This is a genomic window from Coleofasciculus sp. H7-1 (assembly GCF_057473865.1).
Genome location: NZ_JBYCCT010000076.1, coordinates 67,913 through 79,718 on the forward strand (window position 1 = coordinate 67,913; position 11,806 = coordinate 79,718).

General features: G+C 45.3%; 15 protein-coding genes. 8 read left to right on the forward strand and 7 right to left on the reverse strand.

Annotated elements, in window-relative coordinates; all coding sequences use genetic code 11:
* Positions 1–31 precede the first annotated feature (31 nt).
* The 3 genes from ccmO (at position 32) to AC2VDX_RS22310 (ending at position 3,406) form a co-directional block, all read left to right on the forward strand.
* Positions 32–796: a beta-carboxysome assembly protein CcmO gene (gene ccmO, locus AC2VDX_RS22300; protein WP_378185335.1), complete on the forward strand. Its 765-nt coding sequence runs from the start codon at positions 32–34 to the stop codon at positions 794–796.
* Positions 797–1,086: 290 nt separating this feature from the next.
* Complete coding sequence (locus AC2VDX_RS22305; RefSeq protein WP_378185333.1) at positions 1,087–2,010, forward strand: LysR family transcriptional regulator; 924 nt, start codon at positions 1,087–1,089, stop codon at positions 2,008–2,010.
* A 151-nt stretch (positions 2,011–2,161) separates the two neighbouring features.
* On the forward strand, positions 2,162–3,406 hold the full coding sequence (locus tag AC2VDX_RS22310; protein ID WP_378185331.1) for a leucine-rich repeat domain-containing protein: 1,245 nt from the start codon (positions 2,162–2,164) through the stop codon (positions 3,404–3,406).
* A gap of 46 nt (positions 3,407–3,452) precedes the next feature.
* Here AC2VDX_RS22310 and AC2VDX_RS22315 read toward each other — a convergent pair whose 3' ends face one another.
* Together AC2VDX_RS22315 and AC2VDX_RS22320 are read right to left on the reverse strand one after the other, a co-directional pair.
* Positions 3,453–4,985, reverse strand: a complete 1,533-nt coding sequence (locus AC2VDX_RS22315; protein ID WP_378185329.1) for a mercuric reductase — start codon at positions 4,983–4,985, stop codon at positions 3,453–3,455.
* Positions 4,985–5,731: a TVP38/TMEM64 family protein gene (locus AC2VDX_RS22320; RefSeq protein WP_378185327.1), complete on the reverse strand. Its 747-nt coding sequence runs from the start codon at positions 5,729–5,731 to the stop codon at positions 4,985–4,987. Before AC2VDX_RS22320 ends, AC2VDX_RS22315 begins: the two co-directional genes overlap by 1 nt.
* A 446-nt stretch (positions 5,732–6,177) precedes the next feature.
* Between AC2VDX_RS22320 and AC2VDX_RS22325 the strand changes: the two genes are divergently transcribed.
* The 3 genes from AC2VDX_RS22325 to AC2VDX_RS22335 all read left to right on the forward strand — a co-directional run bounded on the left by AC2VDX_RS22325 (position 6,178) and on the right by AC2VDX_RS22335 (position 7,446).
* A complete protein-coding gene (locus AC2VDX_RS22325) occupies positions 6,178–6,399 on the forward strand; it encodes a hypothetical protein (protein ID WP_378185325.1) in 222 nt (73 codons plus the stop codon).
* 114 nt (positions 6,400–6,513) lie between these two features.
* Positions 6,514–7,215 (forward strand): class I SAM-dependent methyltransferase, encoded by a 702-nt coding sequence (locus AC2VDX_RS22330; protein WP_378185323.1) that lies wholly within the window; start codon positions 6,514–6,516, stop codon positions 7,213–7,215.
* A 69-nt stretch (positions 7,216–7,284) separates the two neighbouring features.
* On the forward strand, positions 7,285–7,446 hold the full coding sequence (locus AC2VDX_RS22335; RefSeq protein WP_378185321.1) for a hypothetical protein: 162 nt from the start codon (positions 7,285–7,287) through the stop codon (positions 7,444–7,446).
* On the opposite strand, the gene AC2VDX_RS22340 is transcribed toward AC2VDX_RS22335, so the two are convergent.
* The 3 genes from AC2VDX_RS22340 to AC2VDX_RS22350 form a co-directional block, all read right to left on the reverse strand.
* The gene (locus AC2VDX_RS22340) at positions 7,433–7,708 is read right to left on the reverse strand and encodes a hypothetical protein (protein WP_378185319.1); all 276 of its coding nucleotides are present in this window, start codon (positions 7,706–7,708) and stop codon (positions 7,433–7,435) included. The two genes, AC2VDX_RS22335 and AC2VDX_RS22340, sit on opposite strands and share 14 nt — an antisense overlap.
* Before the next feature lie 9 nt (positions 7,709–7,717).
* Complete coding sequence (locus AC2VDX_RS22345) at positions 7,718–8,125, reverse strand: helix-turn-helix domain-containing protein (RefSeq protein ID WP_378185317.1); 408 nt, start codon at positions 8,123–8,125, stop codon at positions 7,718–7,720.
* 257 nt (positions 8,126–8,382) lie between these two features.
* Positions 8,383–8,580, reverse strand: a complete 198-nt coding sequence (locus AC2VDX_RS22350; protein ID WP_378185315.1) for a hypothetical protein — start codon at positions 8,578–8,580, stop codon at positions 8,383–8,385.
* Positions 8,581–8,592: 12 nt separating this feature from the next.
* Here AC2VDX_RS22350 and AC2VDX_RS22355 point away from each other — a divergent pair, with 12 nt between their 5' ends.
* Positions 8,593–8,952 (forward strand): hypothetical protein, encoded by a 360-nt coding sequence (locus AC2VDX_RS22355; RefSeq protein ID WP_378185313.1) that lies wholly within the window; start codon positions 8,593–8,595, stop codon positions 8,950–8,952.
* Positions 8,953–9,058: 106 nt separating this feature from the next.
* Here the strand turns inward: AC2VDX_RS22355 and AC2VDX_RS22360 are convergent, their stop codons facing one another.
* Both AC2VDX_RS22360 and AC2VDX_RS22365 read right to left on the reverse strand, forming a co-directional pair.
* On the reverse strand, positions 9,059–9,550 hold the full coding sequence (locus AC2VDX_RS22360; protein WP_378185311.1) for an ureidoglycolate lyase: 492 nt from the start codon (positions 9,548–9,550) through the stop codon (positions 9,059–9,061).
* Positions 9,551–9,728: 178 nt separating this feature from the next.
* Complete coding sequence (locus AC2VDX_RS22365; RefSeq protein ID WP_378185309.1) at positions 9,729–10,127, reverse strand: DoxX family protein; 399 nt, start codon at positions 10,125–10,127, stop codon at positions 9,729–9,731.
* Positions 10,128–10,317: 190 nt separating this feature from the next.
* Between AC2VDX_RS22365 and AC2VDX_RS22370 the strand changes: the two genes are divergently transcribed.
* The gene (locus AC2VDX_RS22370; protein WP_378185308.1) at positions 10,318–11,385 is read left to right on the forward strand and encodes a BMP family protein; all 1,068 of its coding nucleotides are present in this window, start codon (positions 10,318–10,320) and stop codon (positions 11,383–11,385) included.
* Positions 11,386–11,806 lie beyond the last annotated feature (421 nt).

The following is an 11,806-nucleotide window of genomic DNA, read 5'->3' on the forward strand; positions in this document are numbered from 1 at the left end:
GCGCAACAGTAGTTTCTCTCGGAGGTCATAGGTGGAGGTACAACAGCCAGGATTGGCTCGATTTGAGAGGCAAAGTCAATCCAAAAGCTTTAAAGACACTGCTTTGGGTATGGTTTCGACTCAGAGTTTCCCCGCCATCGTCGGCTGTGCCGATATGATGCTGAAGTCCGCTGGGGTAACGCTCATTGGGTTTGAGAAAATTGGTAGTGGTTACTGTACCGCTATTGTCCGAGGTGGCATTGCCGATGTCCGTTTAGCCGTCGAAGCGGGTGCCCAGACTGCCGAACAGTTTGGTCAGTATATTTCCTCCTCGGTGATTCCTCGCCCCCTGCCAAATTTGGAAGTGATTTTTCCGCTTGGCAAACACTTATCCCAACTTATCGATAGCAACGGTTACAGCCGTCTAAGCAATCAAGCTGTTGGTCTATTGGAAACGCGGGGATTTCCGGCTATGGTTGGAGCCTGTGACGCCATGCTCAAGGCAGCAGAAGTGTATCTGTCTTCCTACGAAACGATTGGCGGTGGTTTATGTACCGCGATTATTCGGGGTTCCGTGGCAGATGTCGCAGTGGCTGTCGAAGCGGGTATGCAAGAAGCCGAGAGGATTGGTGAATTTAATTCTTTAATGGTAATTCCTCGACCGTTGGACGATCTGGAGCAATGCCTGCCTGCTGCGGCTTGTTGGATAGAGGAGAAACCCCAACCCCTGAAGTTGCCAGTCTCCATCAAGGAACAGGAAAAACAGCTGGTAGAATTGCCAGATTTAGCTGAGTTACCGATTCAGGTTACAGAATAATTTAAATCTTAAATTGTGAATGTAGAACTGAGGCTAAGAATTACTTTCATAAGGAAAGCGTTGCACATTTATGACTGTGATGTTAGAGGGAAATCAGCCTGTAAAACCACAGGATGAAAATGAATGATAACTTCCCTAACCAAGCATCAAGTAAATGTACAACGCCTTTAGGAAGGAAGACTGTTACTTTGTTCAGTGATTCAATCATAACCTTGAATCTTCATGGATAAAAGGTATTGTTTGCGATAGTTACAATAGAGTTTTATCTATAACTGGCAGGAGAAGAGCGTTTGAAGCAGGCAACGCTGCACCAGTTGAAGGTTTTTGAGGTGGTTGCTCGCCACGGGAGCTTTACCCGTGCGGCAGAAGAACTGTTTCTTACCCAGCCTACCGTCTCCATACAGGTGAAGCAACTCACCAAAGCAGTCGGTTCGCCGCTGTTTGAGCAAGTGGGCAAGCGCCTTTATCTTACAGATGCCGGACGCGAACTGATGGTAACGTGCCGGGAAATCTTCGATCGATTAGCCCAATTTGAGATGACTCTGGCTGAAATGAAAGGGCTGAAACAGGGACGGTTGCGGCTGAGTGTGATTACTACCACTAAGTATTTTGTCCCGCGTTTATTAGGGCCATTTTGCCAGCGTTATCCGGGAATTGATATCGCCCTCCAGGTGACGAATCACGAACGGATCTTGAGCCGCATGAGCGAGAATCTGGACGATTTGTATATTCTTAGCCAAATACCGGATCATCTGGATGTCTGCTGCCACCCGTTTCTAGAAAACCCCTTGGTGGTGTTGGCACCTGTCAATCATCCACTGGCTCAGCAAAAAAATATCCCACTCTCTCGTCTTGCGGGTGAGCCGTTTATTATGCGCGAGGCTGGGTCGGGAACGCGCTCATCGGTGCAACAATTATTCGAGCGGCATGAGGTTTCTGTGAAAGTCAGGTTGGAGTTGGGGAGTAATGAAGCGATCAAGCAAGCGATCGCAGGTGGCTTAGGGATCTCTGTCTTATCTCGCCACACGCTAGGGTTGGATGGTGTCAGCAGCGAACTCACTATCCTTGATGTGGAGGGTTTTCCCATCAGCCGTCATTGGTATATCGCTTATCCGGCTGGCAAACAACTCTCCGTTGTCGCTCGCACATTTTTTGATTATCTCTTGGAAGAAGCGAAGCGAATTGCGGGTGAGACACCGGCAAGTAGCAATTAGGTTTTTCTGGGAAGCGTTTGCCGTGGAGACTTAGCTGGAATTGAGCCGGGGATAGGTGTATAGAGACACGAAATGCTGAAGTATTCGCCCAGCTTCAGCGGTAGGCGACCCAATTGAGCCTACCCAACTTGCTTAGGTAAAGGATGAAACGATGTCGCTGATGGAAGAAGTTCGACAGAAAATTCTAAATTCCCTAGATGAAACAGAACTCTGTGTGAGATACAAACAGCTCCCATCTCTGCCATCAGAGATAGGGCAACTGCATTCCTTGACAAAACTCGATCTGAGGTACAACCAGCTCCCATCGCTGCCGCCAGAAATCGGACAACTGCATTCTTTGGAATATCTCTATCTAAACAACAACAGTCTTGCATCGCTGCCGCCAGAAATCGAGCAACTGCATTCTTTGAAATCTCTCGCTCTGCACGACAACCAGCTCCCATCGCTGCCGCCAGAAATCGGACAACTGCATTCTTTGGAATATCTCTATCTAAACAACAACAGTCTTGCATCGCTGCCGCCAGAAATCGGGCAACTGCATTCTTTGAAATCTCTCGCTCTGCACGACAACCAGCTCACATCCTTGCCGCCAGAAATCGGGCAACTGTATTCCTTAGGCAGTCTTTATCTAAGCGGCAACTGTCTCACATCGCTGCCACCAGAAATCGGGCACCTGCATTCCTTAACAAATCTCTATGTAGGTAACAACCGTATTGCATCGCTACCGCCAGAAATTGGGCAACTGCATTCTTTGCAATTTCTCGCTCTGGATGGCAACCAGCTTGCATCCCTGCCAACAGAGATTGGGCAACTGCATTCTTTGAAATTGCTCGCTCTGGATGGCAACCAGCTTGCATCCCTACCAGCAGAAATCGGGCAACTGCATTCTTTGACTCATCTCGATTTGAGGGGCAACCAGCTCGCATCTGTGCCTCCAGAAATCGGACAACTGCATTCTTTGGAATATCTCTTTCTAAACGGCAATTCTATTCAAGATTTATCGGTATTAGCTAATCATTCCAATCTAGAACTGAGGGTTTCTGCTTTTAATGCTGACCTTCCTCGGCGCTATTGGACGCACCTGAACCAGTGGCAAGCCGAATGGCTGTTGACAGAATCCAATGCGGAAGTCCGGCGAGTGTTGATTCAGCAGATTGGTTGCGATCGCATTTGTCACAAGTTGGCAACGCAAGCTATCGATACCTGGCGCGAATACACCCTGCTCAAAATTGATGCAGATATTGATGTCGAACCCATCCATCTGCTGAAAATGACCTGTCCCAGCACCGGACACCTTCACGTGCTGCGCGTTCCACCCACCCTCACCTCTGCCAGAGAGGCGATTCGCTGGGTAAACTGGGACGTTGATCCAGAAGCGTTTGCTGTCGAAACCTAAATCGACTCCTATATTGGAAATTTGCACTTGAACGTGAAATTAACAGCTATCTCGTCCAAGCCAACCAATTAGAAAATAACTTCTTCACAAATGGCGTTAAACGAGTGCGGTTATAAGCATCTGCTGCTTTGCGAATCGCTTCAGCTTGCGTGGGATAGGGGTGAATAACCGTGGCTAGAGTTTTCAAGCCAACATTTCCTACCATCGCCAAGGTGACTTCGCTAATCATGTCACCTGCGTGTCTCGCCACAATCGTTGCACCTAAAATTTTATCGGTGCCTTTCTTGACGTGAATTTTTGCAAATCCTTCTTCTTCGCCGTCAGCAACTGCTCGATCCACTTCACTAAAGGGAATAAAATAAGTATCCAACTCAATTCCTCTACTTAGAGCGTCTTTCTCGTACATCCCCACATGGGCAATTTCTGGATTGGTGTAAGTACCCCAAGGCATGAAGAGCGAAGTGAGTTTTTTCCGTCCAAAAAACAAACTATTTTGAATCACAATCCGGGCAGCAGCGTCAGCAGCATGGGTGAATTTCCATTCCATACAGATATCACCAGCGGCATAAATCCGGGGGTTTGTTGTTTGCAGATGATCGTTGACAATCACCCCTTTTTTGGGATCGTACTGCACGCCAACCGCCTCAAGATTTAAGCCTTCAACGTTAGGAGCGCGTCCGGCTCCAGCTAAAATTTCATCGACTGTTACTGAATTTTCTTTTCCATTGGATTCGTAATAAATAACTTTACCTTCACTGGTTCGCTCAACCCGTTTAATTTTGGATTGCAATACTAACTTAATGCCTTCCCGAATAAAAGCTTTCTGCACAATTTCAGCTGCGTCAGCATCCTCTTTGTCAAGAATATGAGCATTTTTATGCAGCAACACCACTTCTGAACCGAGCAACTGAAATGTCTGCGCCAATTCGCAACCGATAGGGCCACCACCAATTACTGCCAGTCGTTTTGGTCGTTCCGTAAGAGAAAATACTGTTTCATTGGTGAGATAACCTGCCTCTTGTAACCCTTCAATTCCGGGATTCACAGCTCGCGCACCCGTAGCGATGACTGCTTTTTTAAAACGTAATTTTTTGCCCCCAACTTCGATAGTGTCAGAACTAGAAAACCGAGCCTCTCCCAAAAATACATCGATGCCCAAATTTTGAAATCTTTCAGCAGAATCGTGATGACTAATCCCGGCACGAATTCGCCGCATCCGCTCCATTACGGCAGGAAAATCAACTTCTGTACCTTCAGGAACGCGAACACCAAATCGCGCTGCATCCCGAATATCTGCAACAACACGAGAAGAGCGAATCATGCATTTCGAGGGAACGCAACCCACATTAAGACAATCTCCACCCATCAAATGCTTTTCAATTAACGCTACTTTAGCGCCTAAACCGGCTGCACCTGCGGCTGTCACCAGTCCCGCAGTACCCGCGCCAATTACAACCAAATTGTAATTCGGCGCAGGTTCAGGATTAACCCAATCGGGTGGATGTACGTGAGCAACCAAAGTTTGGTTATAGACATCCATTGGCGACACAGTCACCCGATCAACTCCTGGCTGTGGCATTACGATTCCTCCTGATTAACGCTTTCTTCTAATGCTTTTCGAGCGATGCGCGTAACATAAATCGTCACGGCAACGGTGGCAATAAATCCGACTACACGAATTACCCATTGGGCTATTTCAGTTTCGGAATTTTTGGGCTGATTTGCTGCTCCAATTGTGGCAATACTACCAGCTAAGGAACCGATGTAAACGTACATGACCGTTCCTGGAATCATGCCGATAGAGGCTAAAAAATAATCTTTCAGAGAAACTTGTGTGATTCCAAAAGAATAGTTTAAAAGGTTGAAGGGAAACACAGGTGAAAGTCGAGTCAAGAGAACAATTTTGAGTCCTTCTTTGGCAACGGCTTGGTCGATGGCTTTAAATTTGGGATTGTTTTCTATTTGCTTGGAAACCCAGCCGCGAGCCAAATAGCGTCCCACTAGGAACGCAGCAGTGGCTCCTAAAGTGGCTCCGATGAAGACGTAAAATGAACCTAAAATCACGCCAAAAACCACACCCGCACCCAAGGTGAGGATGGAGCCAGGGATGAAGAGTACGGTGGCTAGGATGTAGATGACAATAAAAGTCACGGGTGCCCAAAATCCCAGACTGTCAATCCACGCCAAGGCGTTCTTCAACAGTTCCTGGACATTGAAATATTTTGCTGCAAAGATGAGGGCAGCGATAAGAGCAGCAATTAGAAAAAAACCAAGAATCCGTTTTATTTTTGAATTGGAGGGGCTTTGTACTGGTTCATTCTCCATAATCTACCTCACTGACACAGATATGGGAGCTGACACTTAAAGACTAAGCTAATTTTCACAGTAAAAATTGGGTAACAAATGATTTTTAGCTGAGAATTGATAACAATTTTATTAAAAAAACGTTAGATTTTTCTAAAAAGAAGCTTAAGATGTCATGCAAAAAAGTATTTCTTCAGAAAGATGCGAAAAAGGTGGAACTAAACAAAAGCTAGAATGAGTGGGTGGGTAAGGGGGCTGTAAAATACTAGCTTCACCCAGATGCGATCGCTCGCGTCAGCGATTTAGTTATACCATTTCCATTTTGATGTGCTACATCAAGCTCCTCCTAACCCTCCAAGAGGATAAAGGAAGACCAGATGTGTAGCATCAGCACTTTGAATTGGGATTAGCTGTGCGTAAAAAATCTAAGATGTAAAATAAATATAGTAATCCGGAGACATGAGGACATGGATGAGGAAATCATTAAACAGCTGAATATGGAAGTTGAAGCGATGAGCTACAACGAGTTAAATGAACTTGGCAATAGAGCAGTCAGTTTAGGGCTGATTTTGGGTCACGGTTATCGAAGTAACCAGTATGAAATTCTTCGCAAAAATGAGGTGGTTATGCTAGCACCCAAAGAAGCAGCCGCTTATCTGAAAAAATTGATTGAAGAAGTCGGCGGCTAAATGCTAATAGGTAATGGGAGTAAAATGGGAAATGGGGAAAATGCATCTACCACTTACTAACTGTTACCAATTGACCCCAATTAGCAATTATCAGTTGTTTATAAATTTGCAGGCATGACAAATCAGCAAGTGTTTATTTTTGAGGGAGAACGCGCCGAAAATTATGATAAATACATTCCTTTCTGGGTGCCTGGATATGAGCTGATGCACGATCTGTTACAGGCGATTCTGCGAGTGCGCCTCCCGGAAGAGTCCTCACTTTTAATTGCTGGTGCTGGTTCGGGTAAAGAACTTGAGACTCTGGGAAAAGCAAATTCTTCATGGAAGTTGTTGGGCGTAGACCCGTCTGCGGATATGATGAGCATTGCTAGCGATCGCATTCAGAAAGCCGGACTCCAGAAGCGCGTCAGCCTGCATCAAGGCATTGTGTCTGACTTACCTGAAAATATTTTGTATGACGCCGCCACGTTGATTCTAGTCATGCATTTTTTTCCAGATGACGGAACCAAGCTGGCGATGCTTCGCAGTATCGCTCAACGGCTCAAGCCAGGTGCTACTTTTCTGCTGGTGGATTCATACGGGGAATCGAATTCGGCTCAAGTTGAACGAATGCTTGAAACCTTAAAGAATTACGTTCTCCAAAAAGGTGTTCCTCCAGAGCAGGTACAGCAGAGACTGGAAAATATTCCCAAAAATATCCATTTGGTGCCGGAAGAGCGAATCGTGGCGCTGCTTGAAGACGCTGGTTTTGGGATGGTGGAACGCTTTTATAGTGCCTTGCTGGTTGGGGGTTGGGTTGCAAAGCGTAGGGGATAACACACTGGTTTCGGGCAACCTTTACCTAAAAATGAATAAAATTGATTCGGAACCGATAGGAGTCATGCTATGCCGACTGTGTATTTAAAAGGTGGAGAAACTGTACAGGTCAGCCTGGAAAACTTAGAAGACTATCTGTATGAAAATAGCGATCGCATCGAACCTCGCCGCAAGAAACTGCGTAGACCCCCAGTAGATAATAGCGCTAGAGCCTCCATTAGCAATAAATGATCGCAGTTACATTAGGCAAGTCTTCCGCTTCAAACTCTCCATTAGCGAGTTGCTCTCTGGTTTGGGCAAAGTAGACATCACAGCCTGTGAAAATTCTGTATTCCGTCATCGGATCGTCATTCGGTGACGAGATATACTCTTGTTCGGCTCCCAACTCGGCGTAAACATAAAGACCGCGCTTACCTCTAATTTCACCGTAGACGCAACCATTAGCACACGCCGCCTCAAATTCTTTGCGTGTAGCTCTTATTCTCAGTGCCATTCTCTGTTTTTATATAAGATTCAACAATTCGTCCTCTTGCAATTCTTCTGCTTTGCGAATCTTCTCCAGTTCGCTTGGGTGTTTCCATTTGCTGCCTTCGTTCAATCTGTAGACATTAGTACGCCCCTTTTCGTTTTTTTCCTTCCGCAGAATTCCTGCCTGACAAAGAGTTTTCAGGGCTTGCAAAACTGTGCGCTGGCTTATCCCACAAACTTCTGCCATCTGTGCTTGACTGGCATAACAACCTTCTGCCTTGGACTCCCTACGTGCTACGTGAGCTAGTACCCGAAACTCATAGATATTCAAGCCATATTCATCCAACTCTCTACGAACAAGAATTGTTCCTTTGTCGTCTGGGGGAGGTCTCCAATTTTTGGGAGACTTGGGATGCTTCTGGCGACGGGGCTTTTGTGACATAGCTATCTGATAACTCACCAGTAGACTGAGATGATTGGCTGTTTTTGTAAAGTTTTGTATCCTTTTTTTTGACTTGCGCCAGATCCTTTAGCACTCAGCAGCTTGCAAGGGATTCCTTTATACTGGAATCCCTTAAAAAGGCTTTTTTAAACTATTAAGTTTCCTTTGTACGCATCTGACGACATTAATAGTACGCATCATACAACATAATCAATACGCATCTGTATACATAGCTAATTACGCATCACACAACATAATCAATACGCATCTGGACACATAGCTAAGTACGCATCGTACAACTTATTAGAGCTGCTAGACACTTTACTGGGTAAGGGATACAGTAAAAATACGAACTGATTCACTTCTAGGGTTGCAGTCATGGAGCCAATGCTGTTTTGGGCAAAGAAAAACTCCCGACTCCAACCATAGAGGGGAGCCGGGAAGCAGTAATTCATTACATGACCATTATGACCTCAAATCGTGAAACTCTGGAAACGCTGCGTGTAGCGAAAGAATTTGCTGATACGTATGGCGTAGAACGCCTGGATTATCTGATGAAATTTGCTGAGATTGCTCAAAATCATCCGAAAAGTCAACAATCTCCTGCAAATGCTAACGCTGACCAAATTTTGCAGGCGGTGGAAGCTGTCGGAATAGAACTTAGTCCTTGGCTAGAGGATTTCATTATAAGTTCCAGGGTTGAAGTGGTTTGGAATGCGATCGCAGTGCTGAAGGCATATCGTCAGCGAGGAATGCTAGTGCGGAACCCCGAAGGGCTACTGGTTGAGGCTATCCGAAATCGATGGAAGCCTGATCTAGGCGCATAAAAACTATCCTCCATTCATCTCATCCATCTACTCCGAATGGCATTGACTATCGGGGATTGAGGCAAACGACTATTCAGGTTAATTGCCTGGGTAGTCGCTGGTTTGCCTAGACAATCTCAAACTCTAGCTTATGACTTTCTAAAAAGTTGTGAGTGAAATGATCGGCTACATTTGTATTGCTGAGTTCAAGATTGTAGAAATCTATAAATTCATGCTCAAAATATGGCCCAGCGTGCCAAGTGCCTACTTCTAACTTGATAAAGCAATTCCCTGGAATGCGGAAAGCTGTAATGTCTTCTAATTTTGGTTGATCGCTATTATTCGGAGGCGCAACCGCAATTAACCAGTCTTTTCCTTCTAAAGAACCTAAACATTGAGTGCATTGGACGTGGCGCGTGATTTTGTGAAACTTGCGACCTTTGTGATGCAGCCGCATAATGTAAAATCGGGGAATTCCATTTTGTAGGTTTAACTGCGCTTCTTCAGAATCATAAAGTTTGCCGTCAATACTTGCAGAGATTACTTGACCATAACGCCGAAAATTTTCTGGTGTTATCAATTCTGCGTGTAATTGTTGCACTGTTTTTGATGTATTCATATCAAACTTGTTTGTATTTTTATCATTTTAGCGGTCATTTTCATCTGGAAAAACCTAAGGAAGCATCCCAAAGCAAATTACCCACAGACTTCCAGTCTGTGGCTATTGCATTCCAAGTCAGAAAAGCGCGGACTCAATTCAGCCTGCGGAGGCAGGCTTTGTTTGTGTAGCCGCGATTTCAATCGCCAGGTATTTTGCTTGGTCTTGTATACCACCAAGCCCAAGCAATTAAGACTGCTTGGAAGGGAAGTCTTACCGCTTGGAACCAAGGTGAATTTGGTATAGGATCGAGGTTGATGTTATTCACTGCCATGTTGATGTTGGCAGGGAAAACAAAGATGAAAAGAGTAAGCAGTCCCCAAGCAGCCGCATGACTCACCGGGGGAACTAATAATCCAATCCCACCCAGAATTTCAAAAAAGCCGCTAATATAAACCAGTTCCAGAGGATAGGGAAGTTGCAAAGGCACGAGTTTGACAAATGGCGTTGGGATGGCAAAGTGCGCTATGCCGACGCCGATGATACACACGGCGAGAATCACTCGCAACAGTTCCTTGTTCTTTTTGATGTATTCCATCTCACCCTATACAGACTAACTATTAGAATCTGCTGACAAATTTTGTCTGCTTCTTCAGTTTATTCAGTCTGATGTTACTTTGTTTTCAGTCAACAGTCGGAAAAATAGACTGGCGTCAGCGTAGCAACGCTATACTCGAATCGCTCAAAATAAGTAACTACATTAATACTATCTATCTGAGGGCGATCGCATGGCGGAAAACTATAGTCGGCGCAAATTTCTCTTGTACGGTTCAGCTGCCTTGGGTACAAGCCTGTTGCTGAAGGCTTGCAATGACAACCCTACCCCAACACAAACAGCAGCTAGCGGGGATACTTCTGCCAAAACGGGTAAGGATTTCAAAGTTGCCATCGTTTTGCCAGGGATTATTACAGATAAAGCTTGGAACCAGGCTGGCTATGAAGGCGTGACAATTGCTAAGGAAAAGCTGGGAGTCGAAATTGCTCAGGTTGAGAAGGTGGAACAAGCGGATCAGGCAGAAGCTTTGTCCGACTTTGCGCGTCGTGGCTACAACTTAGTGTATGCTCACGGGGGACAATTTGATGCAGCAATTGGGCAGGTGGCAGCGCAATTTCCCAAGACGTTTTTTGTCGGCGTCAATGGTACGGTGAAAGGTGACAATATGGCGTCTTTGCGAATCGATCATTTGCAAACCAGTTATCTGTGCGGCATCATTGGTGCTTTGATGACAAAATCAAATAAAATGGCTTATCTAGCGGCTCAATCTTTTCAAGCAACTGATGAAGAATTGCGTGGATTAGAGTTAGGCGCAAAGTCTGTTAAGCCGGATATTAAAATAGCTGCAAGTTACACAGGTGATTGGAATGATGCGGCTAAGGCAAAGGAAGCGACGCAAGCGTTGATTTCTTCTGGCGTAGATGTGGTTTATCAGTGGCTGGATAATGCTGCTCCTGCGGTGCTGCAAACCGCCGCTGAGAAGGGAGTTTTTGCTTTCGGCAATACAACAGATCAGCTAGATGTTGCGCCAAAGGCGGTATTAACCAGTGCGGTGAAGCGAATTGACTTAGCGATCGCATACTTAGCCGATCTCGCTGTGAAGGGTAATCTCAAAGGTGAGATTTATACAATTGGGTTGGAAAATCCTGAGATTCTGTATCTTGGTAAATTTGGGGCGATGGTGCCAAAAAATGTAGAGGAAAAAGCACTCCAGATGAAGGATGCAATATTAGCTAAAAAAGTCATGTTTGAGGCGTGTAAGCAGGGGGGGAAAGATACTCGTTGTGTGAAGCAAGCTTAATTTTGTTTAGTTTCTTCGCTTATCACCTGCCGGGGAATCAATTTCCCGGCTAATAGCAGAAGTCCTCTTAAGAGGACTAGCAAGAAACATTTAGTGAACTTAAGCCGGGGAATCAATTCCCGGCTAATAGCAGAAGTCCTCTCAAGAGGACTAGCAAGAAACATTTAGTCCACTTGAATGGACTTGAGCTATTAGCCGTGAACTTAAGCCGGGGAATCAATTCCCCGGCTAATAGCAGAAGTCCTCTTAAGAGGACTAGCAAGAAACATTTAGTCCACTTGAGTGGACTTGAGCTAAGCTGTTATGCATTTAAATAGGGTATAATGGAAAGCTTAATTAAGTCAAATGAGTGCAGAAATGCCAGCGAAGAATCATCTCAATGCAGAGCAACTAAAGAAACTACACTCAGCCTTAAAAAAGG

Excerpts from the sequence above, each read along its gene's own strand:
- AC2VDX_RS22310 (WP_378185331.1), top strand. The coding sequence starts at position 2,162 with ATGTCGCTGATGGAAGAAGTTCGACAGAAAATTCTAAATTCCCTAGAT.
- AC2VDX_RS22315 (WP_378185329.1), bottom strand. The coding sequence starts at position 4,985 with ATGCCACAGCCAGGAGTTGATCGGGTGACTGTGTCGCCAATGGATGTC.
- AC2VDX_RS22320 (WP_378185327.1), bottom strand. The coding sequence starts at position 5,731 with ATGGAGAATGAACCAGTACAAAGCCCCTCCAATTCAAAAATAAAACGG.
- AC2VDX_RS22325 (WP_378185325.1), top strand. The coding sequence starts at position 6,178 with ATGGATGAGGAAATCATTAAACAGCTGAATATGGAAGTTGAAGCGATG.
- AC2VDX_RS22330 (WP_378185323.1), top strand. The coding sequence starts at position 6,514 with ATGACAAATCAGCAAGTGTTTATTTTTGAGGGAGAACGCGCCGAAAAT.
- AC2VDX_RS22335 (WP_378185321.1), top strand. The coding sequence starts at position 7,285 with ATGCCGACTGTGTATTTAAAAGGTGGAGAAACTGTACAGGTCAGCCTG.
- AC2VDX_RS22340 (WP_378185319.1), bottom strand. The coding sequence starts at position 7,708 with ATGGCACTGAGAATAAGAGCTACACGCAAAGAATTTGAGGCGGCGTGT.
- AC2VDX_RS22345 (WP_378185317.1), bottom strand. The coding sequence starts at position 8,125 with ATGTCACAAAAGCCCCGTCGCCAGAAGCATCCCAAGTCTCCCAAAAAT.
- AC2VDX_RS22350 (WP_378185315.1), bottom strand. The coding sequence starts at position 8,580 with ATGAATTACTGCTTCCCGGCTCCCCTCTATGGTTGGAGTCGGGAGTTT.
- AC2VDX_RS22355 (WP_378185313.1), top strand. The coding sequence starts at position 8,593 with ATGACCTCAAATCGTGAAACTCTGGAAACGCTGCGTGTAGCGAAAGAA.
- AC2VDX_RS22360 (WP_378185311.1), bottom strand. The coding sequence starts at position 9,550 with ATGAATACATCAAAAACAGTGCAACAATTACACGCAGAATTGATAACA.
- AC2VDX_RS22365 (WP_378185309.1), bottom strand. The coding sequence starts at position 10,127 with ATGGAATACATCAAAAAGAACAAGGAACTGTTGCGAGTGATTCTCGCC.
- AC2VDX_RS22370 (WP_378185308.1), top strand. The coding sequence starts at position 10,318 with ATGGCGGAAAACTATAGTCGGCGCAAATTTCTCTTGTACGGTTCAGCT.